Annotated in this window: 22 protein-coding genes; 10 read left to right on the top strand and 12 right to left on the bottom strand. The window is 64.4% G+C overall.

Annotated features, from left to right (window positions below; translation table 11 throughout):
• Positions 1–30: 30 nt before the first annotated feature.
• The 11 genes from H4W01_RS13740 to H4W01_RS13690 form a co-directional block, all read right to left on the bottom strand.
• Positions 31–213: a hypothetical protein gene (locus H4W01_RS13740; protein ID WP_209611685.1), complete on the bottom strand. Its 183-nt coding sequence runs from the start codon at positions 211–213 to the stop codon at positions 31–33.
• Positions 210–1,358, bottom strand: coding sequence for a tRNA guanosine(34) transglycosylase Tgt (gene tgt, locus H4W01_RS13735; protein WP_209611683.1), 1,149 nt, complete (start codon positions 1,356–1,358; stop codon positions 210–212). The genes H4W01_RS13740 and tgt overlap by 4 nt, the downstream gene beginning before the upstream one ends.
• Positions 1,359–1,485: 127 nt before the next feature.
• Positions 1,486–2,166, bottom strand: a complete 681-nt coding sequence (locus H4W01_RS13730) for a DUF1013 domain-containing protein (protein WP_029622492.1) — start codon at positions 2,164–2,166, stop codon at positions 1,486–1,488.
• Between the two features lie 108 nt (positions 2,167–2,274).
• Positions 2,275–3,312: a glycosyltransferase family 4 protein gene (locus H4W01_RS13725; RefSeq protein ID WP_209611681.1), complete on the bottom strand. Its 1,038-nt coding sequence runs from the start codon at positions 3,310–3,312 to the stop codon at positions 2,275–2,277.
• A gap of 5 nt (positions 3,313–3,317) precedes the next feature.
• Positions 3,318–4,217, bottom strand: a complete 900-nt coding sequence (locus H4W01_RS13720) for a UDP-2,3-diacylglucosamine diphosphatase (protein WP_010404191.1) — start codon at positions 4,215–4,217, stop codon at positions 3,318–3,320.
• A gap of 88 nt (positions 4,218–4,305) precedes the next feature.
• A complete protein-coding gene (locus tag H4W01_RS13715; RefSeq protein ID WP_010404188.1) occupies positions 4,306–4,917 on the bottom strand; it encodes a glutathione S-transferase family protein in 612 nt (203 codons plus the stop codon).
• Positions 4,918–4,985: 68 nt separating this feature from the next.
• On the bottom strand, positions 4,986–6,689 hold the full coding sequence (locus H4W01_RS13710; protein ID WP_209611679.1) for a long-chain-fatty-acid--CoA ligase: 1,704 nt from the start codon (positions 6,687–6,689) through the stop codon (positions 4,986–4,988).
• Between the two features lie 39 nt (positions 6,690–6,728).
• Positions 6,729–6,926, bottom strand: coding sequence for a hypothetical protein (locus tag H4W01_RS13705; protein ID WP_010404184.1), 198 nt, complete (start codon positions 6,924–6,926; stop codon positions 6,729–6,731).
• Between the two features lie 69 nt (positions 6,927–6,995).
• Positions 6,996–8,660: a GGDEF domain-containing protein gene (locus tag H4W01_RS13700; RefSeq protein WP_209611677.1), complete on the bottom strand. Its 1,665-nt coding sequence runs from the start codon at positions 8,658–8,660 to the stop codon at positions 6,996–6,998.
• A 171-nt stretch (positions 8,661–8,831) separates the two neighbouring features.
• Positions 8,832–11,159 carry an ATP-dependent Clp protease ATP-binding subunit ClpA gene (gene clpA / locus H4W01_RS13695; protein ID WP_010404180.1) on the bottom strand — a complete coding sequence of 776 codons (2,328 nt, stop codon included), beginning with the start codon at positions 11,157–11,159 and terminating at the stop codon, positions 8,832–8,834.
• A 125-nt stretch (positions 11,160–11,284) separates the two neighbouring features.
• Positions 11,285–11,482: a DUF1192 domain-containing protein gene (locus tag H4W01_RS13690; protein WP_010404179.1), complete on the bottom strand. Its 198-nt coding sequence runs from the start codon at positions 11,480–11,482 to the stop codon at positions 11,285–11,287.
• 70 nt (positions 11,483–11,552) lie between these two features.
• Between H4W01_RS13690 and H4W01_RS13685 the strand changes: the two genes are divergently transcribed.
• On the top strand, positions 11,553–12,554 hold the full coding sequence (locus H4W01_RS13685; protein WP_209611675.1) for an NAD(P)H-quinone oxidoreductase: 1,002 nt from the start codon (positions 11,553–11,555) through the stop codon (positions 12,552–12,554).
• Positions 12,555–12,602: 48 nt separating this feature from the next.
• On the opposite strand, the gene H4W01_RS13680 is transcribed toward H4W01_RS13685, so the two are convergent.
• Complete coding sequence (locus tag H4W01_RS13680) at positions 12,603–13,949, bottom strand: NAD-dependent succinate-semialdehyde dehydrogenase (protein WP_209611673.1); 1,347 nt, start codon at positions 13,947–13,949, stop codon at positions 12,603–12,605.
• Between the two features lie 93 nt (positions 13,950–14,042).
• Here H4W01_RS13680 and H4W01_RS13675 point away from each other — a divergent pair, with 93 nt between their 5' ends.
• The 9 genes from H4W01_RS13675 to H4W01_RS13635 all read left to right on the top strand — a co-directional run bounded on the left by H4W01_RS13675 (position 14,043) and on the right by H4W01_RS13635 (position 20,824).
• Positions 14,043–14,282 (top strand): exodeoxyribonuclease VII small subunit, encoded by a 240-nt coding sequence (locus H4W01_RS13675; protein WP_209611671.1) that lies wholly within the window; start codon positions 14,043–14,045, stop codon positions 14,280–14,282.
• A 4-nt stretch (positions 14,283–14,286) separates the two neighbouring features.
• Positions 14,287–15,186 (top strand): polyprenyl synthetase family protein, encoded by a 900-nt coding sequence (locus H4W01_RS13670; RefSeq protein ID WP_010404170.1) that lies wholly within the window; start codon positions 14,287–14,289, stop codon positions 15,184–15,186.
• Positions 15,187–15,188: 2 nt separating this feature from the next.
• On the top strand, positions 15,189–15,695 hold the full coding sequence (coaD, locus tag H4W01_RS13665; protein ID WP_209613372.1) for a pantetheine-phosphate adenylyltransferase: 507 nt from the start codon (positions 15,189–15,191) through the stop codon (positions 15,693–15,695).
• Between the two features lie 90 nt (positions 15,696–15,785).
• Entirely contained in the window at positions 15,786–16,535 is a 750-nt protein-coding gene (locus H4W01_RS13660; protein ID WP_334685273.1) for a peptidylprolyl isomerase, read from the top strand.
• Between the two features lie 36 nt (positions 16,536–16,571).
• Entirely contained in the window at positions 16,572–17,609 is a 1,038-nt protein-coding gene (gene queA / locus H4W01_RS13655; RefSeq protein WP_209611666.1) for a tRNA preQ1(34) S-adenosylmethionine ribosyltransferase-isomerase QueA, read from the top strand.
• Positions 17,609–18,109 carry an EF-hand domain-containing protein gene (locus tag H4W01_RS13650; protein ID WP_209611664.1) on the top strand — a complete coding sequence of 167 codons (501 nt, stop codon included), beginning with the start codon at positions 17,609–17,611 and terminating at the stop codon, positions 18,107–18,109. The genes queA and H4W01_RS13650 overlap by 1 nt, the downstream gene beginning before the upstream one ends.
• Positions 18,110–18,116: 7 nt before the next feature.
• Positions 18,117–18,776 carry an HAD hydrolase-like protein gene (locus H4W01_RS13645; RefSeq protein WP_029622490.1) on the top strand — a complete coding sequence of 220 codons (660 nt, stop codon included), beginning with the start codon at positions 18,117–18,119 and terminating at the stop codon, positions 18,774–18,776.
• Positions 18,777–18,819: 43 nt separating this feature from the next.
• Positions 18,820–19,899, top strand: coding sequence for an MBL fold metallo-hydrolase (locus H4W01_RS13640; protein ID WP_209611662.1), 1,080 nt, complete (start codon positions 18,820–18,822; stop codon positions 19,897–19,899).
• 49 nt (positions 19,900–19,948) lie between these two features.
• The gene (locus tag H4W01_RS13635; RefSeq protein WP_209611660.1) at positions 19,949–20,824 is read left to right on the top strand and encodes a dienelactone hydrolase family protein; all 876 of its coding nucleotides are present in this window, start codon (positions 19,949–19,951) and stop codon (positions 20,822–20,824) included.
• Positions 20,825–20,881: the final 57 nt, after the last annotated feature.

Raw genomic sequence — 20,881 nt, 5'->3', positions numbered from 1 at the left:
CGCTCTCGGCGCGGGCGCGAGACCGCCCCTTTACTTCTTGCGATCGCGGTTCACGTAGAGCAACACCGCCGCCAATGCCGCGGACCCGACACCAACGCCGATCGCAATCGGGGTGAGGGGCCAATTGCCGCCTTTTTCCGACTTGGCTTCAGCCGCATCGCGCACGCGCTTATGGTCGCGGGCGGCGGCTTCGATTTCGTTGATTTCGCTCATTGGTCCCTCTCGCTTTGGCTTCGATACTCGTGTCGGAACGTATCGGCGAAGGATTTGAGCCGTCCTTCGGCAATCGCTCGGCGCAGATCGGCCATCAGCGCTTGATAGAACCAAAGGTTGTGCTCTGTCATCAACATCGCGCCGAGCATCTCACCCGATCGCACCAGATGATGCAGATAGGCGCGGCTCCAGGTCGCGCACACCGGGCAGGCGCAGGTCGGGTCGAGCGGGCCGGTGTCTTCGGCAAACTTCGCGTTGCGGATGTTGAGCGGGCCGCTGCGCGTAAAGGCCTGGCCGGTGCGGCCCGAGCGCGTCGGCAGCACGCAATCGAACATGTCGATCCCGCGTTCGACCGCGCCGACAATATCGGTCGGCTTGCCCACGCCCATCAGATAGCGCGGCTTGTCGACGGGCAATTGGCCGGGCGCGAAATCGAGGCAGCCGAACATCGCCTCCTGGCCTTCGCCGACGGCAAGCCCACCGACGGCATAGCCATCAAAGCCGATGTCGATCAGCGCGGCGGCGCTGTCGCCGCGCAGCGTCTGGTCGAGTGCGCCCTGCTGGATGCCGAAGATCGCGGCGTTTTCGGCATGCGCACCGCCGCTGTCGAAGGCATCGCGGCTGCGCTTGGCCCAGCGCATCGAGCGCGCCATTGCGGCGGATTGCACTTCGGGGGGCGAGGTGGTCGGCACCAGTTCGTCAAACGCCATTACGATGTCCGAGCCGAGCAGGCGCTGAATCTCGATCGAGCGTTCGGGGCTGAGCGTGTGGCGCGTGCCGTCGAGATGCGACTTGAAGGTCACGCCATTCTCGTCGCGCTTGGTCAGGTCGCTGAGGCTCATCACCTGATAGCCGCCGCTGTCGGTCAGGATCGGTCGATCCCAGCCCATAAAGCCGTGCAGCCCACCGAGCCGCGCGACGCGTTCGGCACCGGGGCGGAGCATCAGATGATAGGTGTTGCCAAGGATGATGTCGGCACCCGCCGCGCGCACGTCGGCGGGCTTTACGCCCTTCACGGTGGCGGCGGTGCCGACCGGCATGAAGGCGGGGGTGCGGATCGTGCCCCGGCGCATCGCGATTTCACCGGTGCGGGCTTTGCCGTCGGTGGCGTGGATGGTGAAGGCGAAACGGGGTCGGTCAGTCATGTCGTGCTCCCCTCCCTGGAAGGGAGGGGCTGGGGGTGGGTCGGTTCGTTGTCGAACGCGGCACCCGCCTCATACCAACCCACCCCCAACCCCTCCCTTGCAGGGAGGGGAGGGCGTCAGTCCTTGTTCAGCGCTTGAACAGCGTCTCGGCAGTGGGCTCGGCGGGCTTGGCGGTTTCGCCATGCTCAGCCGCTTCGGCGTCGCGCGAAAGCTGGTCGCGCTGCGCGCGAAGCTCGGTGATCAGGGCCTCGCGGTCGCCTTCCAGTCGGGTATCGACCGGGGCTTCGAGCCCAGCCGCCTTGGCCGCCTTGGACACAGCCGCGTCGAGCTCGCGCTGCGTGGTCAGGCCGAGCGTCACCGGGTCCTTCGGCGTAATGTTGGCGATGTTCCAGTGGCTGCGGTCGCGGATCGCGGCGATGGTGGTGCGCGTCGTGCCGATCAGATTGCTGATCGCGCCGTCGCTGATTTCGGGGTGGTTGCGGATCACCCAGGCAATGCCGTCGGGCTTGTCCGACCGCTTCGACACCGGCGTGTAGCGCGGCCCCTTGGTGCGGCGGACCTGCTCGGGCCCCTTCAAGATCTGCAGGCGATAATCGGGGTTCGCTTGCCCCTTGTCGATTTCGACCTGGGTCAGTTCGTGCGCGCGGATCGGGTCGCGCCCGGTCAGCTTGGTCGCGGCGGTATCATCGGCGATCGCCTGGATTTCCAGGATATGCAGGCCGCAAAATTCGGCGATTTGCTCAAAGCTGAGCGATGTATTGTCGACGAGCCAGGACGCGGTCGCGTGCGGCATGAGCGGCTGGGCCACGGGGAACTCCTTAAAAACGGAAAGGGCCGCCCCTTTCGGAGCGGCCACTTATTCTGCCCGCCAGTGTAGAGCGGTTGTGAGGGGAGGGCAAGCGTGTCGCTTTCCTCCTTAAGCTGCAATCGCCTCGGGATGATCGACCGGCACCAAGGCCCCGAGAAATTGCCGGGCGCTCGCTTCCCAGGTAAAGGTCTGGCCATAGGCTGCACAGGCAGTGCGATCGAGCGTCAGTGCGGTGGCGATCGCGGTATCGAGATTTTCATCCATGACGCCGACTGCAGGGTTGAGCACATCGACCGGCCCCGTCACCGGGAATGCGGCGACGGGCGTGCCGCACGCCAGCGCCTCAATCATCACCAGCCCGAACGTGTCGGTGCGGCTGGGGAAGACGAAGACGTCGGCCGACGCATAAGCGGCGGCCAGATCGCCGCCGAACAACGGCCCCAGGAAATGCGCATCGGGGAAGCGGGCGGTCAGCGCGGCGCGCGCCGGGCCGTCGCCCACCACCACCTTGGTGCCGGGATGGCTCGAGGTCAAAAACGCCTCGATATTCTTCTCGATCGCGACGCGACCGACATAAAGCTGGATCGGTCCCTTGCCCGCATCCTTCAGCGCCTTGATCGCGGGCAAGGGGGCCAGGTGCGGCCCGAAGATCGACAGATCGACGCCGCGCCCCCAATGCCGGATCTTGGTGAGGTCGTGCGACTTCAGCGTCGCCGCGATCGACGGGGTCGAGGCGAGGATCGATTGGGCGGGCCAATGGAACCAGCGAATATAGCGCCACACCCATTCCGGGTTCACGCCGGTGCGCGCCGAAACGTAATCGGGGAATTGCGTGTGATAGGCGGTGGTGAAGGGAAAGCCGCGCGTCAGGCACCAGCGCCGCGCCGCCAGGCAGACTGGCCCCTCGGTCGCCAGATGGATTGCATTGGGTGCAAAGTCGGCAAGCATCTTGCCGACCGTGGCGGTGCTGGCAAAGGCCAGGCGAATCTCGGGATAGGTCGGGCAGGGCAGTGAATAAAACAGATCGGGCGAGACGATCAGGACTTCATGCCCCTGGCGTTCCAATTCCCTGCGCACGGCCTGCAGCGTGCGCACGACTCCATTGACCTGGGGGCTCCACGCATCAGTGGCGATCGCGATGCGCACGCCGGTCAGGCCGCCATCATCTCGATCTTCGCCACGGACCGGGCTTTTGCCCGCGCGGCGATTTCGTCGGCCCAGTGGAGCAGCTCCATCCGTCCGTCGAAATGTTCGACCAAGGCGGTGCAACCCTCCACCCAGTCACCGTCGTTATAATATTCAATTCCGTTGATATCGCGGAATTCGGCGGTGTGAATGTGGCCGCAGACCACGCCATCAACGCCGCGCGAACCGGCGGCCTGCGCGACGATCTCTTCGAAGTTGGAGATGAACTGCACGGCGTTCTTCACCTTGGCCTTGGCGTGCTTGGACAGCGACCAATACGGCAAGTTGAAGAAGCGACGATACGCATTCACCCAGCGGTTGAGAGCCATCATGAATTCATACGCCACATCGCCGACATGCGCCAGCCAGCGATGCGCCAGCGTGATTGCGTCGAATTCGTCGCCATGCAGCACCAACAAACGGCGACCGTCGGCGGTTTCATGGATCGCCTTGCGGCGGATCGCGACGCCGCCGAAATCGAGCCCGGTGAACTGGCGCATCACCTCGTCATGGTTGCCGGGGATGTAGATCACTTCGGTGCCGCGCTTGGCGCGCTTCAGCAGCCGCCACACCACATCGTTATGCGCGGCGGGCCAGTAGAACCGCTTCTTCAGCCGCCAGCCATCGATAATGTCGCCAACCAGATACATCCGCTCGCTGTCGACATGGTCGAGAAAATCGATGAGCATATCGGCGTTGCAGCCGCGCGTGCCGAGGTGGATGTCGGAAATCCAGATCGTGCGATAACGGCGGCGTTCGCTCGTTGCGCGTTCGGGAATGGCGGGGTGCGAGTTGGCGAAGTCCGCAAAATCGGCAATCGTCCCGCCCGAAAGACCGTCCATGGCAATCTTGGTCACAGCGTCCATAGCGTCGAAACCTTCGCGAAACCTTTGGCTGATCTCCAGCTATGGCGACGGAATGTTACAATCGGAATCGTGGACCTTCACGCAACTGTCACATGGGCACGTGCCCGGGTTGTTCCGCAACGCGGGCGAGCCATGCGGTGACCGCTGGATAGCGGTTTAGAACGAAGCCCCCGTCCTCGGCCACATGCGTATAAGCGTAGAGTGCAATGTCGGCGACGGTGAAGCGCCCGGCCGCGAGGAAGGGCGTTTGCGCAAGGTGCGCGTCCATCAGCGCCAGCGCGGCTTCGCCCGCCGCCTGTTTGCCGGGGATGAGCGTGCGCTGGAAATCGGTCAGCCGGTCTTCGCCGATAAAAGCGCGCCAGAAGCGCAGTGTCGCGACATTGGGCTCGTGATTATATTGTTCCCAAAACATCCAGTGCAGCATGTCGGCGCGGTCGAAACGGTCGTGCGGGATCAACGCCGATCCATCGGCGAGATACAGACAGGCGGCCCCGCTTTCCGGCAGAAAATCGTCGCCAATCTGCAGCACCGGAATGCGGCCATTGGGGTTTACGCCGTCAAGAAAAGCGGCGGTGCGCGTTTCGCCCTTTTGAATGTCGTAACTGCGCCGTTCGAGCGGAATGCCGACATGCGCCGCCGTCAGGCGGATTTTGTAGCAATTCCCCGAAACGGGATCTTCGTGGAGGATCAGATTGGCCATTGCCCGCGTGCCCCTTGGATCGTCTCCAACGGTCTTTAGGGGTTCCGATCCATTCGGGCCAGTTCGCTTTATGCGGGAGGAGCGGTGCCGCTCTCCGCCTTCACCTCGGCAATCAAATCCTTGCGGCTGAGCTTGCCGATCATCGTCTTTGGCATGGTCAGGCGGATCACGACGGCGTCGACGCGCTCATGGCGGCCAAGCTGCGGATTGAGCCAGTCGCGCAGCGCCTCCGGCGTAACATCGGCCCCATCGTTCAGCGTGACATAGGCGCGCGGCTGCTCGCCGCGATAGGGATCGGGCAGGCCGATCACCATCGCTTCCTTCACCGCCGGGTGATGATGCAGCACCGCCTCGATCTGGCTGGGGAAGACCTTGAACCCCGACACCGCGATCATGTCCTTCAGCCGATCGACGATCCGCACGAACCCGTCGGCATCGATCGTGCCGACATCGCCGGTGCGCAGCCAGCGGCCTTCGTCGGTCGTCAGGAACACCTCGGCATCGGCATCCGGGCGGTGCCAATAGCCCTGCATGATTTGCGGGCCCATCGCGACGATTTCGCCAGGCTCGCCCGCAGGCGGGTCCTGCGTCGGATCGGCCTTGTCGACCAGCCGCAGGCGCGTGCCGGGAATGGGTTGGCCGATCGTCCCGGTCTTGCCTTCGCCCTCATACGGGTTGGCCGACAGCACGCCCGAGCTTTCCGACAGCCCATAGCCTTCAACCACGGCGGCCCCGGTGACCTTCTCGAACTTGGCCTTCAATTCGGCGGCGAGCGGCGCGCCACCGGAAATGCAGATGCGCAGCGACGAGAAATCGGTGCTGGTGATCTTGGGATGGTCGAGCAGCGCCTGATACATGGTCGGCACGCCGGGCAGGGCGGTCGCCTTGGTACGGCCGATTGCGGCCAGCACCGCCCCCGCCTCGAAGCGGGGCAGCATCACGATGCAGCCGCCGTTGAGCACGGTGCGGTTGAGCACGCAGGTATTGGCGAAGACGTGGAACAGCGGCAACACGCCGAGGATGCGGTCGGGCGGGCCGGGGTGCGGGTCGATCCCCATCACTTGCCGGGCATTGGCCGACAGATTTTGGTGCGTCAGCGCGGCACCCTTGGGCACGCCGGTGGTGCCGCCGGTATATTGGATCAGCGCAACGTCGCGTTCGGGGTCGATCGTCGCAGGTGTGTGCCGCCCATCATTGGCGATGAGCTGCGAAAAGGCGATGACGCGCGGGTCGTGCGGGCGCGGCGTGACTTCGGCGCGCTTGAACAGGCGATACAGAATCGATTTCGCGCTCGGCAGCGCCCCGGCGATCGATCCGACGATCAAGCGCTCCAGACCGCTTCCGTCGAGCACCTTGAGCGCGGTCGGCAGCAGCGCGCTGGCCGAAAGCGTGAACAGCACGCGCGTTCCCGAATCCGCGACCTGATGCTCCAACTCCGCCACCGTATAAAGCGGCGAGAAATTGACGACGGTCGCCCCGATCTTGAGAATGCCGTAATAGGCGGCGAGATAGTGCGGCACGTTGGGCAGGAACAGGCCGATCCGGTCCCCCGGACCATATCCCAAGGCTTGCAGGCCCGCCGCAACGCGGTTGGCCCCGTCCAGCGTCTCGGCATAACTGAAGTGCCGGCCGAGGAAATCGATCAGCGGAGCCTTGCCCGCCGCCTGCGCCGAGCGCTCGAACAATTCCACCATCGAGAGCGCAGGAAAGGTGCTCTCCCAAGGGGTTGGATGACGGTAGGATTGGTGCCAGGCGGCTTCAGCGGAGATCATTGACAGGGGTGTAAGCAGCCTTTTCGTGCGCCGCAAGCGTCAGGAAATATGCGTTCCTGTCCAGGTCACGAGCACCGATATGGCCACTAGCCCAAGGTCCAGGGCCGCCTTTACCTGATGCGGCGCATGATCCGTAGCGTCATGCGTTAAAATCTGAATGTCGGCGCTCGGATGGCGCACGATCGCGATCAGCGCGAGGGCTGCGACGATTCCGATCGTGATGCGGCGATTGCGCATGCTGAGCCCCTGTTGCCGCGCAATTCTATCCGTAATTCCGATTCGGAGCAAGAATGTTGGCCTGACGACTCAGGCCGCCCAGCGATCAGGCAAGTCGCGTCCGCGCACGCGGTCCCGCCCGGCGGACTTTGCCTCGAACAGTGCGCGATCGGCACAGGCATAGAGCGCCTTCCAGTCGACTTCGCGCAAAAGCGGCCCGGTGCAGGTGCCGATACTTGCGGTCACGGTAACATCATAGGGCATGCGCCCGGCGCGCAGTTTCTCCAATATCGCGCGCGGTTCGATCGCGATGTCTGCGGGGGCAACGATCGCAAACTCCTCGCCGCCGATCCGCGCGACCAGCGCCTCCGGTGGGACGGATTCGCGCAGCGTCCGGGCGAAGACCCGCAATACTTCATCGCCGCCATCATGGCCGATCGTTTCGTTGACGCGTTTGAAATGGTCGAGATCGGCGATCAGCAAGGTCTGTTCGCCCGACCGTCCGATCACTTCCTTCAGGAAGGCACGGCGGTTCAGCAATCCCGTCAGCGAATCCGTATCGGCGAGCAGAAGCGCGGCGATTTCGCGTTCGCGCGCGAGGTCGCGTTCGCGGCTGAGCACGCGGATGCGATAGGCAACGGCAATGCTCGACAGAAGCGCCTCCACCGTCATCGAAGCAAGCGTCGAATTGTCGAGCCAGAAGCTCCAGCCGATCAGCCCGAGCGAACTGAACGCCCGCAGGCAGGCCAGGGCGATCGGTGCGCCCCACGCCATGACGAACATTCCAAGATAGTCGCTGCGCACGCGCCAGGCTCGCCACAAAAGCGGTCCGGCAACCGACATTTGGACCAGAAACGCATACATATACGCGCGGTCCGCCAGATGTGGGGCGATCGGCGAAAACACGGCGAAGGCCAGTGTCGCAAGCAGCATTACGCCAGATGCGACCGTCGCCAACCGCCCGAGATGTCTCTCAAACACGGACGGCTCGAAAAACGCGCGCGCAAAAGCGAACGCAGCAACCGCCGCGATCCCCAGCGTCACATAGTTTATGCGGATCCGGTCGTTATTGGCGAGGTCGGGCCACGCCCATGCCAGCGCCCCCGAGGAGGACAGGGCATATAGCAGCAACGCCGCCACCATCACGCAATAAACGAGCTGAAATCGGTAACGAAGCGCCACCCACAGCGCCAGATTGTAGGTCAACAGCGCGATGCAGAGACCGGCAAAGCCGCCGTAGAGCGCTGCCATCTTCAAATTCGCGCTGATGCTTTCTTGCGGGGTAACGATGCGCGCATTGCGCAAGATCCCGCGCAGATTGCCCGTCCCCTCAATGTGCCACAGCAACCGCACCAGCGGCGCGGCGCGCTCGGGCAAGCGCTGCTCGATGATGGCACCGAGCTGCAGGTGCCGTGCCGCGCCATGCTGGTCGAGCGAAGACGATACGATCTTTCCATCGGCATAGAGCGCGTAAAAGGTGATGCGGTCTTGCCAAAGGCTGGCAACCTGGAGTGCGAGCGGCCCAGTGCGGCGGACCAGCGGCGAGATCGCCCAATAGTCGCCGCCGGGCAGAGCGCCTTGCGAGGACGCACAATCGAAGACGGCTGGTCCGGCAAGGAGGCGATGCGGCGTCATGCCGGGTTGCGCGCGCGTGACGCACACCGGCAGCGCATCGCCCTGTCGTTCGGCATGCGCGGCCGACGCGAAGAGCGTCACCATCACTGCAAGGACACTGGCGAAAAGAACGCGGTACATGCCCGCCTCCTACGCCAGCGAAACCAAACAGAGCGTAAAGGACAAAAAATTGTTGCGATGACGATTCGATCGCGCTGCCATGCCGCCTTTTGGAGCTGGCACGATGCATCCGGCGCGCGTTGCATCCGCATGAAAAACGGGCCGGCATCGCTGCCGACCCGCCTGTTTTGCTTATTTGGCCGTGGTCGTGTCCTTGTCGATCTTGGCGGCGGCCTTTTTCTTCGGCTTCTTGGGCGGGGCGGCGGTGATCTCGAACGACAGCGCGCCGTCCTTCATCTTCACCGTCACCTCGCCGCCGTGCACCAGCTTGCCGAACAGCAGTTCCTCGGCGAGCGGTTGCTTGATCTTTTCCTGGATCAGGCGGCCCATCGGGCGGGCACCGTAGAGCTTGTCATAGCCCTTGGCGGTGAGCCACGTCTTGGCCTCGTCGTCGAGGTTGATGTGGACGTTGCGGTCGGCCAACTGCAGTTCGAGCTGGAGGATGAACTTGTCCACCACGCGCGCCACGACTTCGGTCGGCAGATAGCCGAACGGCACGATCGCATCCAAGCGGTTGCGGAACTCGGGCGTGAACATCTTCTGCACCGCCTGCTCATCCTCGCCCTCACGGGTGAGGTTGCCGAAGCCGAGCGTTTCGCGCGCCATGTCGCTGGCACCCGCATTGGTTGTCATGATCAAGATGACGTTGCGGAAATCGACCGTCTTGCCGTGCTGGTCGGTCAGGCGTCCGTTGTCCATCACCTGCAGCAGGATGTTGAACAGATCGGGATGCGCCTTCTCGATCTCGTCGAGCAGCAACACCGAATGCGGCTGCTGGTCGATTGCGTCGGTCAACAGGCCGCCCTGGTCGAACCCGACATAGCCGGGAGGCGCACCGATCAGTCGGCTGACCGAGTGGCGTTCCATATATTCCGACATGTCGAAACGCTGAAGCGGGATGCCCATGATCTGCGCGAGCTGCTTGGCGACTTCGGTCTTCCCGACGCCGGTTGGGCCGGTGAACAGATAGTTGCCGATCGGTTTTTCCGGATCGCGCAGGCCAGCCCGGCTGAGCTTGATCGCCGAGGCGAGCTTCTCGATCGCGGCATTCTGCCCGAACACCACGCGCTTGAGATCGGTCTCGAGCGATTCGAGCGCCTTCGTATCGTCGGTCGAGACCGATTTCGGCGGGATGCGCGCCATCGTCGCGATCACGGCCTCGATTTCACGCGAGGTGATGGTCTTCTTGCGCTTGGCGAGCGGCACCAGCATCTGCATCGCGCCGACTTCGTCGATCACGTCGATCGCCTTATCGGGCAGCTTCCGGTCGTTGATGTAACGCGCGGACAATTCCACCGCCGACTTGATCGCGTCGGGGGTGTATTTGACCTTGTGATGCTCCTCGAACGCCGAACGCAACCCGGTCAGGATCTTGACGGTATCCTCGATCGTCGGCTCGTTGACGTCGATCTTCTGGAAGCGCCGCAGCAACGCGCGGTCCTTCTCGAAATGGTTGCGGAACTCCTTATACGTCGTCGAACCGATGCAGCGGATCGTCCCGCCCGACAGAGCAGGCTTGAGCAGGTTGGACGCATCCATCGCGCCGCCGCTGGTGGCACCAGCGCCGATCACGGTGTGGATCTCATCGATAAACAGGATCGCGTCCGGCAGCTTTTCAAGCTCGTTGACGACGGCCTTCAGCCGCTCCTCAAAATCACCGCGATAGCGCGTGCCGGCGAGCAGCGCGCCCATGTCGAGCGAATAGATGACCGCGGGCAACAGCACCTCGGGCACTTCGCCCTCGACGATCTTGCGCGCCAGCCCCTCGGCAATCGCGGTCTTGCCCACGCCGGGATCGCCCACATAAAGCGGGTTGTTCTTGGAACGGCGGCACAGGATCTGCACGGTGCGATCGACCTCGGGCCCGCGCCCGATCAGCGGATCGACCTTGCCCTTCTTGGCCTTCTCGTTGAGATCGACGCAGAATTGCTTGAGCGCGCTTTCGCTCTTGCCCTTTTCGCCCTGCTTTGGCGGTTTTTCCTCATCGACGCCCTTTGGCGTGGTGGCTTCCGGTGCAGGTGTGCCCTTGCCGACGCCGTGGCTGATGAAGCTGACCGCATCGAGACGGCTCATATCCTGCTGTTGCAGGAAATAGACGGCGTAGCTTTCGCGCTCGCTGAACAAGGCGACCAGCACATTCGCGCCGGTCACTTCATCGCGGCCGGAGGACTGCACATGCAGGATCGCGCGCTGGACGACGCGCTGGAAGCCCGAGGTGGGCGAGGGGTCGGTGGCGGCATCGACCTTCAGCGCCTCAAGTTCGGTATCGAGATAATGTTTGACGGTCGCAGTCAGCTCAGCGGTGTCCACGCCGCAGGACTGCATCACCTTCGACGCATGTTCGTCGTCGATCAGGGCGAGCAGCAAATGCTCGAGCGTGGCATATTCGTGCCGGCGCGACGACGCAGCCTCTAGGGCCTTGTGCAGCGTGGTTTCCAGCGCGGAGGCGAAGGATGGCATCTGTACTTACTCCATGCGGGCCACGAAAGACGGGCGGCCCTTTCCTGCTATGTCGGAAGGCAGGACGCCCGCATCAAGCACTTGAAACTCGCCACGGCATTTCCTTGGTTCCGTGGCAACACCCCTTATGACTTAAATAGGTCGTTCGCGGATGTCCGGTGGTCAACGGCGCGTTGAATTTTTGTTCGGGTGCGTGCGATTTCGGTCTCCAGCGCCACGATGCGCGCTTCCAGTTCCTTGACCGATAGCGGGTCAAGGTCCTGTACGATCAGCGCGGCGAGCGGATCGCCCGCGCGTTTCGGGAGAATCTCGTCGAGGTCCATAGGCAGGATCGTTGACCCGGCGGCGCGCCATGTCAATAAGGCGCGCAAAGCAAAACAGGGCGCACGAGCGATGGACGGCATTCCGACAACGATGCGAGCGATCGACCCGGACGTGCCGGGCGGGCCCGAGGTGCTGCGCGTGGTGCAGCGCCCGGTGCCGGTGCCGCGGGCCGATGAAGTGTTGATCCGCGTCGTCGCGGCGGGTGTGAATCGGCCGGATGTGCTGCAGCGCAAGGGCGGTTACGCGCCACCGCCGGGCGCTCCCTCGATCCCGGGGCTGGAAGTGTCGGGCACGATCGTCGCGCAAGGGGCGGATGTTGCGATCGACATGACCGGTCAGCCGGTGTGTGCTTTGCTGGCAGGCGGCGGCTATGCCGAATATGTCGCGGTCGCGGCGGGGCAAGTGCTGCCGGTGCCCAACGCGCTGTCGATGGTTGAGGCGGCGGCCTTGCCGGAGACATTGTTCACCGTGTGGACCAATTTGTTTGAGCGCGCATATGCGACCGAGGGCGATACCGTGCTGGTCCATGGCGGCACCAGCGGTATCGGCACGATGGCGATCGCCTTGGGCGCGATCTTCGGGCTGGAGGTGATCGTCACCGCTGGCTCGGACGACAAATGCGCGGCGGCGGTCGCGCTCGGCGCGGCGCATGCGATCAATTACAAGACCGAGGACTTCGTCGAGCGTGTCGCCGAGATCACTGGGGGCAAGGGCTGCGCGGCGGTGCTCGATATGGTGGGCGGCGATTATGTGCCGCGCAACCTCAAATGCCTGGCCGAGGACGGTCGCCATGTGTCGATCGCGGTGCAGGGCGGGCTGATGGCGACGATCCCGATCTTCGACATCATGCGCCGCCGCCTAACGCTGACCGGATCGACGCTGCGTCCCCGCGATACCGCGTTCAAGAGCCTGGTCGCGGACGAACTGCACAGCACCGTGTGGCCGCATGTCGAAGCGGGCCGGTTGAAGCCCGTGATCGACCGCACCTTCTCCCTGGAGGAAGCTCCCGCCGCGCACGCGCGGATGGAGGCGGGGGACCATGTCGGGAAGATCGTGCTGACGCTGGACTGACCAGGGAGGCTCCCCTCCCTTCCAGGGAGGGGAGGTGGACGGCGGCGCTTAGCCGATCACCGTCTTCAAATTCATGAACTCGTGCAGCCCATAGGGGCCGAGTTCCCGCCCATGGCCCGAGCGCTTGATCCCGCCGAAGGGGGCATCGGGCTTGGAAGCGAGCATCGCGTTGACCGCGATCATCCCCGCCTCGATATCGCGTTCAAAGCGGGCACGCTCGGCCGGATCGTTGGTCCACACCGAGGAGCCGAGGCCGAACGGCACGGCATTGGCAAGCCCAATGGCGGCGTCGATGTCGTCCGCCTTAAACAGCATCGCCACCGGGCCGAACACTTCCTCGTGGGCAACGGCATGATCGGCTGGCACGTCGACCAGGATGCCCGCCGACAGATAGGCCCCCTTGCCGGGCATGGGTTCGCCGCCGAACAGCAATTTGGCACCCGCCTCGCGGAACATCTGCAATTGGTCCAGCACGGTTTGGAGCTGCGCCTCGCTCGACAAGGGGCCCATGTCGGTTGCCGCGTCCATCGGGTCGCCAGCGACCACCGCCCGCATCCCGGCCGAGAATTTCTCCAGGAACGCGTCATAGACATCGGCATGGACGATCATGCGCTTGGCGCAAATGCACGACTGGCCGGTATTCTGGATGCGCGCGGTCACTGCAGTTTTGGCGGCGAGATCGAGATCGGCCGAGGGCATGACAATGAACGGGTCCGACCCACCCAGTTCGAGCACGACCTTCTTCAGCGCGCGGCCCGCCGCCTCGGCTACCTTCATGCCCGCGCCCTCGCTGCCGGTCAGCGTGACCGCAACGATGCGGTCGTCGGCGATGAGTGCGGCAACCTTGTCGGATTTGATCGGCAAGTTCTGGAACAGACCGGCGGGGGCTCCGGCGGCGATCACCATTTCCTCGATTGCGGCGGCGACGCCCTGCACGTTGGAGGCGTGCTTCAACAAACCGACATTGCCCGCCATGATCGTCGGCGCGAGGAAGCGCACCACTTGCCAATACGGGAAATTCCACGGCATCACCGCCAGCACCGGCCCCATCGGGTGCCAGGTTGCGGTCGCGCCCTGGAACTGGCGCGGCTCCAGCATCGCCGGGCCTTCCTGCGCGTAATGACGAAAACCCGCCGCGCATTTTTCGACTTCGGCGATGGCGGATTTCAGCGTCTTGCCCATTTCGCGCGTCGCGATCTCGGCAAGACGGTGCGTGTTGGCGTCGAATTGCTCGGCGATTCGCTCGAGCAGGGCCGTGCGCGTGGCGTAATCCGTCACCCGCCAATCGCGAAAAGCGGCGCTTGCCCGGGCGAGCCTGGTTTCGATCTCGTCGCCGGTCAGTTCCCGGTAGGATTGGCCGGGTGCGCCGGTTGCCGGATCGATGCTGGTGAACATGAGGGAAGTTCCTTATTGCGAATCGCACGACAAACGCACCGCAGCGCTAGCGTATCCTTGACCCCAAACACCCGCCTGCCGCATAGCTGACAAATGGATATAGCGATCGAAGAGCTGTCGTTCGAAGCGGCGTTGAAGGAATTGGAGGGGATCGTGGCGAGGCTCGAGAGCGGCGACGCGCCGCTCGACCAGGCGATCGCGCTGTATGAGCGCGGCGACAAGCTCCGGCGTCGGTGCGATGACCGGCTCAACGCAGCCCAGGCCCGGATCGAAGCGATCCGCACCGATAGCGAGGGGCGTGCCGTTGGCACGCAGCCCTTTGCAGCGGGTTGAGGGCATGACCGCTGCGTCCCTGTCGCTTGCCGCGGCCTTGTCCGAAGTCGGTGCCGATATCGATCGGCGTCTCGATCAGTTTCTGGCGATCCCGGAAGATCCGCGCGCGGATCTGTACCGCGCGATGCGCCATGCCGCGATTGGTGGCGGCAAACGCCTGCGCCCGCTGCTTGTGTTCGCGACCGGGCGTTTGTTCAACGTCGATCGCGATGCGGTCGGTCGGGCGGGTGCCGCGATCGAGTGCATCCATGTCTATTCGTTGATCCACGACGATCTTCCCGCAATGGATGATGACGACATGCGGCGCGGCAAGCCGACCGTCCATAAGGCGTTTGACGAGGCAACCGCGATTCTGGCGGGTGATTCGCTGCATGCGCTCGCCTTTGAAATTCTGGCGGATCCGAACACGCATCCCGATCCGTTCGTGCGCAGCGAACTGGTGCTGGATCTGGCGCGCGCGGCGGGCCCGGCGGGTATGGCCGGCGGTCAGGCGATGGACCTCGAGGCCGAGAAGTCCACCTTCGACTTGCCGACCGTGACGCGGCTTCAGGCGCTGAAGACCGGCGCGCTGATAGCCTGTTCGGTCGAGGCGGGCGCGATCCTTGGCAAGGTGCCGCCCGAAGGACGCACGGGTTTGCGCGGCTATGCACGGGATGTCGGCCTCGCTTTCCAGATCGCCGACGACATCCTCGACGTCGAAGGGGATGAGGCTGCGGTCGGCAAGAAGCTGGGCAAGGATGAAGGGGCTGGCAAGGAAACCTTCCTGTCGCTGCTCGGTCTTGATCGTGCCCGCGAACAGGCGCGAATGCTGGTCGATCAGGCGATCGAGCACCTCCACGCCTTTGGCCCCGAGGCCGATCTGCTGCGCGATATCGCCCGCTTCACGCTCGAGCGTGACCGGTGACGATCCGCACCGGGGTCTATCCCGGCAGCTTCGATCCGCTGACGCTTGGGCATATGGACATCATCCGGCGCGGGGCGAAGCTGGTCGACCGCTTGGTCATTGGCGTCACCACCAACCCGTCCAAATCGCCGATGTTCACGATCGAGGAGCGCATGGCGATGGTCCAGCGCGAGATCGAAGGGGTGGCGGGCGAAATCCACGTCGTCAGCTTCGATTCGCTGCTGATGGATTTCGCCGAGCGCGAGGGCGCGAAGGTCATCGTGCGCGGCCTACGTGCCGTCGCTGATTTCGAATATGAATATCAGATGGCCGGGATGAACCAGCAGATCAATCCGCGCGTCGAGACGGTGTTCCTGATGGCGGATGTTTCGTTGCAGCCGATCGCCAGCCGGTTGGTCAAGGAAATCGCGCTTTATGGCGGGCCGATCGATCGTTTCGTGAGCCCGGCCGTGGCGGCGGAAGTCGCGGCGCGGGTCGATAAGATTGGTCGCAAGGGCACGCAGCCCTAATATGGTCGCTTTCGCGCGCCACGTTCAGATTGGCGCAAGCGGCGACTTGGTCTAAGCGCGGGTCCACACCGAGTTTTTCGCGGGGAAATGATGCGTTTCGTTACCACCCTTCTGGTCTTCCTCCTCGCGTTCGTCGCCGGGCCCGCTTTTGCTGCCAAAAAGAAGGTGGATCCAAAGAGCGCCGTCGTTACCACGGTCGGGCGTCCGCCGATTCCCTCGGCGACGGACCCCGAGAATTTGCTGTATCTCGACCTGTCGACCGGCGGTCGCGTCGTCATCTGGCTGCGTCCCGACGCCGCGCCGAAAATGGTCGAGCGGGTCAAGACGCTGACGCGCCAGCATTTCTATGATGGGCTGCTGTTCCACCGCGTGATCGAAGGCTTCATGGCGCAGACCGGCGACCCTAAGGGCGACGGCACGGGTGGATCGACGCTGCCCAACGTGCCCGCCGAGTTCAACTGGCTGCCGCATGTGCGCGGTGCCGTGTCGGCGGCGCGCGAGGGATCGGCCGAGGGTGCGACCGTCGAGGAAGTGACCAAGGCGGAAAATAGCGCCAACAGCCAGTTCTTCATCGTGTTCAACCCGACGATGAAGCTCGACAAGAAATACACCGTCTTCGGGCGCGTGATCTCCGGCATGGACTATGTCGATGCGATTGCCCGCGGGGAGCCGCCGGTCCACCCGTCGCGGATCCTCCACGCCTATATCGCGGCGGACAATCCCCCGGCCTATGCACCACCGCCGCCGCCTGCTCCGGTTGCTGCCCCGGCCACGCTCGCGCCGAGCCAGCCGGTGCTGAAGCCTGCACCCAAGGCCGCGCCGAAGAAAAAGGCCGCCTGAGCCGCTGATTGTTGCGACGACGGGGGGAGTACCGTCATGAAGGTCGATCTTTTCGACTTCGTCTTGCCGCCGGAGCGCATCGCCTTGCGCCCGGCGTCGCCGCGCGACAGCGCGCGTTTGCTTGTGCTGGATGGCGCGGCAACGCTTGATCGGCATGTCGGCGATTTGCCAGCGGCATTGCGCGCGGGCGATTTGCTCGTGTTCAACGATACGCGCGTGATCCCGGCGCAATTGGAGGGGACGCGCGGCGATTCGCGGATCGGCGCGACTTTGCATAAGCGCGAGGGGCCACGGCGCTGGCGTGCCTTCATCCGCAATGCGCGGCGGCTGCGCGATGGCGACGAAATCGATTTCGGCAATGGCGTGACCGCTTATGCCCGGGATCGCGGCGAGGATGGCAGCTTCGCGCTCGATTTCGCGGGTGACGAGCCCGTCGAAGTGCTGCTGGAGCGTGCCGGGCGGATGCCGCTACCGCCCTATATCGCCGCGCGCCGCCCCGCCGACGCGCAGGATGCCGACGATTATCAGACGATGTTCGCCGCCGAGAAGGGCGCGGTCGCGGCACCGACTGCGGCGCTGCACTTCACGCCCGAGCTGATGGCAAAGTTCGCCGAGGCAGGCATCGAGCACGCCACGCTGACGCTGCACGTCGGGGCGGGCACCTTCCTTCCGGTCAAGGCCGACGATACGCTCGACCACAAGATGCATGCCGAATGGGGGCGCATCGATGCGGCGACCGCCGACCGGCTCAACGCGGTGCGCGCGCGCGGCGGGCGCGTGATCGCGGTCGGCACCACCAGCCTGCGCCTGATCGAAAGTGCCACTGGTGCGGACGGGGTGATTCGCCCGTTCGAGGGCGACACCGCGATCTTCATCACGCCGGGCTATCGCTTCAACGGCATCGACGGCCTCGTCACCAACTTCCATTTGCCGCGATCGACGCTGTTCATGCTGGTCAGCGCGCTGATGGGCACCGAGCGAATGCAAGCGGCCTATGCCCATGCGGTGCGAGACGGCTACCGATTCTACAGCTATGGCGATGCCAGTCTGTTGCTGCCGACGAAGGAGACGTGATGCGCGCCGGTTCGGTCTTGCTGCTTGCGCTTGCTGCCCCGCTATCGGCGCAAACCGTACCCGTCGTCACTCCCCCGCCAGCCCGTCAGCCAGCCGCGACGATCGTGGTCGAGCCGGCCGCAATGCTCATTGCCGCATGTGACAGCGATGGCGACGGGCGCACCACTCGCGCCGAGCTCAGCGCCTGTATCGCGCGGAGCTTCGCCGATGCCGATACCGCGCATAAGGGCTCGCTCGGCTATATCGACTATAGCGACTGGGCGCTCAAATGGCTGGGGGATCGCAACGCGCTGCCCAGCCCCTTCGCGATCGACAGCGATGGCGACAATCGCATCACGCTGGCCGAATTGCAGGCGCAGTTTTCCAGTCTGTTCGACCGCTTCGACACCAACAAGGACGGCGCGGCGACACGAGCGGAATTGGTGACCATTCGCAGCGCGCCGGTTCCCCAGGGGGATGACGGCAAGCGCGGCCACCGCCGCCCGTCGCAATCGCGCTGAGGTGACCATGCCCGATCCGCGCTATCGTTTGGTGATTTTCGATTTCGACGGAACGCTGGCCGATAGCGGGGACTGGTTCCTGTCGGTTGCCGATCATCTTGCCGAGCGGTTCAAGTTCCGCAAGGTCGCTCCCGAGGAGGTCGCGTCGCTGCGCGGGCGCACCACGGGGGAGGTGATCCGCCATCTCGGGATTCCGCGTTGGAAATTGCCCAAGATCGGGCGCTATCTCCATCGCTTGTTGGCCGAGCAGACCGACCGGATCGCCTTGTTCGAAGGCGTTACGCCGTTGTTGCGGCAATTGGCGGACAATGGCGTGCGCATGGCGCTGGTCACTTCCAATGCCGAAGATAATGCGCGCGCCATTCTCGGCCCCGATAATGCGGCGCTGATCGAATGGTTCGAATGCGGCGCGTCCTTGTTTGGCAAGGCACCGCGCTATCGTCGGGTCTTGCGCAAGAGCAAGATCGCGATCGAGCAGGTCATCTCGATCGGTGATGAGACGCGCGATGTGGTGGCGGCAAAGAAGGTCGGCATCTGTTCGGGCGCGGTGCTGTGGGGCTATGCCAATCGCGATGGGCTGACGCGGCTTAACCCAGACGTCCTGTTCGAATCGCCTGACGAGGTGTTGCGGCTGTTGCTGGGCGAGCAGGCGACGCTGCTTGCTTGAGGAAATGCGTGACTTGGTACGGCACCCCGCGCTAACCGATCACATGTCCATTGCAGAGGCGGCCGTTCCGGTCGAGCAGAGCTTCGTCCCGACCAGCCACAAGGGGCTGACCTATCCGTATGGCGGGGCCGAGCCAGCGCCCGGCACGGTGATGCCCGTGGCCCCCGGCATCGGCTGGGTGCGGCTGCATGTCCCGGGGCCGCTCAAGCACGTCAATTGCTGGCTGCTCGACGATGCGGGCGGCATGGCGCTGGTCGATACCGGCATGAACACGCCCGAGGCGCGCGCGGCGTGGGAGGCTTTGGCGCAGGGGCCTTTGGCGGGCGTGCGGGTAACGCAAATGATCGGCACGCATTTCCACCCCGATCATATCGGGCTCGCCGGCTGGATGTGCGACACGCATGGTTGCCCCCTGGTGATGACGCGCGGCGAATGGCTGACCGCGCGGATGCTGGTCGCCGATGCGCGGGATGCGGTGCCGGGCGAGATGGTCGCGTTCTGGCGCGGTGCGGGCTGGGACGAAGCGCAGATCGCGCAGGCCAGCGAACGCGGCTGGGCCGGGTTCCGCCGGATCGTTACGCCGCTGCCGCTCGGCTATACCAGGATCCAGCATGGCGACACGCTGCGGATCGGTGCGGTCGCGTGGCAGGTGGTGGTTGGCTCGGGGCATAGTCCCGAACATGCCTGTCTGTACGATCCCATCGGCAAGGTGCTGATCTCGGGCGACCAGGTGCTCCCCCGGATCAGCCCGAACGTCTCGCTCGGCGTAACCGAGCCCGCCGCCGATCCGCTGGGCGAATGGTTCGATTCGATCGCGCGGTTGAAGGCTTTGCCCGACGATGTGCTGGTGCTGCCCGGGCATGGCGATCCGTTCACCGGCCTGCACGCGCGGCTCGATGCGATGGACCGCGAACATCGCGAACGGCTCGACGAACTGGAAGTGTTCCTGGCCGAACCGCGTCGTGCGATCGACTGTTTCGGGCGGCTGTTCCGGCGCGCGATCGGGCCCGACATGCTCGGCATGGCTACGGGCGAAGCGCTGGCGCATGTCCGGCGGCTGGAGGTCGAAGGGCGCGCGGTGAAGACGATCGAGGACGGTGTGTGGTGGTATCGCGCGGTGTGACGGGCTAGCGTGCGGCCGCGCCGGGGGGCGAATCGTTTGAGGAATGCTCATGTCCGATATCCGCGATCGCGCCATCCAGATTTACGACGCTTTCACGCATGAGCATCGCGACCGCCGCACCTTGTTGCGCGAAATGGTCGGCCTGGTCGGATCGGTCGCCGCTGCCGAGGTGTTAATCGCGGGGATCGCGGCCTCGCCCGCCGCCGCTTCGATCACCCAGCCCGACGACCCGGCGCTGGTGACGCGTAAAGGTCCCTATGCGATCGGTCCGGGCAAACAACTGACCGGTTATTTCGCGGCACCCAAGGATGCGAAGCACGCGGGCGTCGTCCTTGTCGTGCATGAAAATCGTGGGCTGACCCCGCATATCGAAGATGTCGCAAGGCGCGTGGCGCTGGCGGGTTTCCAGGCGGTTGCGCCCGATTTCCTGAGCGACCAGGGCGGCACCCCCGCCGACGAGAATGTCGCCCGCGACATGATCGGCAAGGCCGATCTTACCGCAATCACCGGGGAAGCCGTCGCCACGATCGGCGCGATGTCGGCGCAGCCGGGCGCGAACGGCAAGGTTGGGATTATCGGCTTTTGCTGGGGCGGGGCGCTGGTCAATCGCGTTGCCGTGGCGGCGGGCAATGCGCTGGCGGCAGGCGTCGCTTATTATGGCCCAGCCCCCGATCCGGCCGAGGCCGGGGCGGTCGCGGCCCCGTTGCTGCTGCACTATGCGGGCAAGGATGCGCGCGTTGCCGCAACCGGCGTGCCCTGGGTCGCCGCGTTGAAGGCGGCGGGCAAGGACGTGACCGCTTATACCTATGACGGCGTCGACCACGCCTTTAACAACGACACCTCGGCCGAACGCTATAACAAGCCAGCCGCCGATTTGGCATGGGAGCGGACGATCGCTTTCCTGCATCAGCATCTTGACGGATAAGGCTATTTCGTTCCACTAATGTTCCAAAGAATCGCAGGACGATTTTGGGGGAGAATG

The organism is Sphingomonas sp. PL20, from assembly GCF_017875905.1.
Taxonomy (GTDB): domain Bacteria; phylum Pseudomonadota; class Alphaproteobacteria; order Sphingomonadales; family Sphingomonadaceae; genus Sphingomonas; species Sphingomonas echinoides.
This window is presented reverse-complemented; position numbering and strand designations above follow the sequence as displayed.

Excerpts from the sequence above, each read along its gene's own strand:
- H4W01_RS13720 (WP_010404191.1), bottom strand. The coding sequence starts at position 4,217 with ATGGACGCTGTGACCAAGATTGCCATGGACGGTCTTTCGGGCGGGACG.
- H4W01_RS13645 (WP_029622490.1), top strand. The coding sequence starts at position 18,117 with ATGCCCGATCCGCGCTATCGTTTGGTGATTTTCGATTTCGACGGAACG.
- H4W01_RS13680 (WP_209611673.1), bottom strand. The coding sequence starts at position 13,949 with ATGTTCACCAGCATCGATCCGGCAACCGGCGCACCCGGCCAATCCTAC.
- H4W01_RS13715 (WP_010404188.1), bottom strand. The coding sequence starts at position 4,917 with ATGGCCAATCTGATCCTCCACGAAGATCCCGTTTCGGGGAATTGCTAC.
- H4W01_RS13660 (WP_334685273.1), top strand. The coding sequence starts at position 15,786 with ATGCGTTTCGTTACCACCCTTCTGGTCTTCCTCCTCGCGTTCGTCGCC.
- tgt (WP_209611683.1), bottom strand. The coding sequence starts at position 1,358 with ATGACTGACCGACCCCGTTTCGCCTTCACCATCCACGCCACCGACGGC.
- H4W01_RS13690 (WP_010404179.1), bottom strand. The coding sequence starts at position 11,482 with ATGGACCTCGACGAGATTCTCCCGAAACGCGCGGGCGATCCGCTCGCC.
- clpA (WP_010404180.1), bottom strand. The coding sequence starts at position 11,159 with ATGCCATCCTTCGCCTCCGCGCTGGAAACCACGCTGCACAAGGCCCTA.
- H4W01_RS13635 (WP_209611660.1), top strand. The coding sequence starts at position 19,949 with ATGTCCGATATCCGCGATCGCGCCATCCAGATTTACGACGCTTTCACG.
- H4W01_RS13705 (WP_010404184.1), bottom strand. The coding sequence starts at position 6,926 with ATGCGCAATCGCCGCATCACGATCGGAATCGTCGCAGCCCTCGCGCTG.
- queA (WP_209611666.1), top strand. The coding sequence starts at position 16,572 with ATGAAGGTCGATCTTTTCGACTTCGTCTTGCCGCCGGAGCGCATCGCC.
- H4W01_RS13650 (WP_209611664.1), top strand. The coding sequence starts at position 17,609 with ATGCGCGCCGGTTCGGTCTTGCTGCTTGCGCTTGCTGCCCCGCTATCG.
- H4W01_RS13700 (WP_209611677.1), bottom strand. The coding sequence starts at position 8,660 with ATGTACCGCGTTCTTTTCGCCAGTGTCCTTGCAGTGATGGTGACGCTC.
- H4W01_RS13740 (WP_209611685.1), bottom strand. The coding sequence starts at position 213 with ATGAGCGAAATCAACGAAATCGAAGCCGCCGCCCGCGACCATAAGCGC.
- H4W01_RS13685 (WP_209611675.1), top strand. The coding sequence starts at position 11,553 with ATGGACGGCATTCCGACAACGATGCGAGCGATCGACCCGGACGTGCCG.
- H4W01_RS13670 (WP_010404170.1), top strand. The coding sequence starts at position 14,287 with ATGACCGCTGCGTCCCTGTCGCTTGCCGCGGCCTTGTCCGAAGTCGGT.
- H4W01_RS13640 (WP_209611662.1), top strand. The coding sequence starts at position 18,820 with ATGTCCATTGCAGAGGCGGCCGTTCCGGTCGAGCAGAGCTTCGTCCCG.
- H4W01_RS13675 (WP_209611671.1), top strand. The coding sequence starts at position 14,043 with ATGGATATAGCGATCGAAGAGCTGTCGTTCGAAGCGGCGTTGAAGGAA.
- H4W01_RS13710 (WP_209611679.1), bottom strand. The coding sequence starts at position 6,689 with ATGATCTCCGCTGAAGCCGCCTGGCACCAATCCTACCGTCATCCAACC.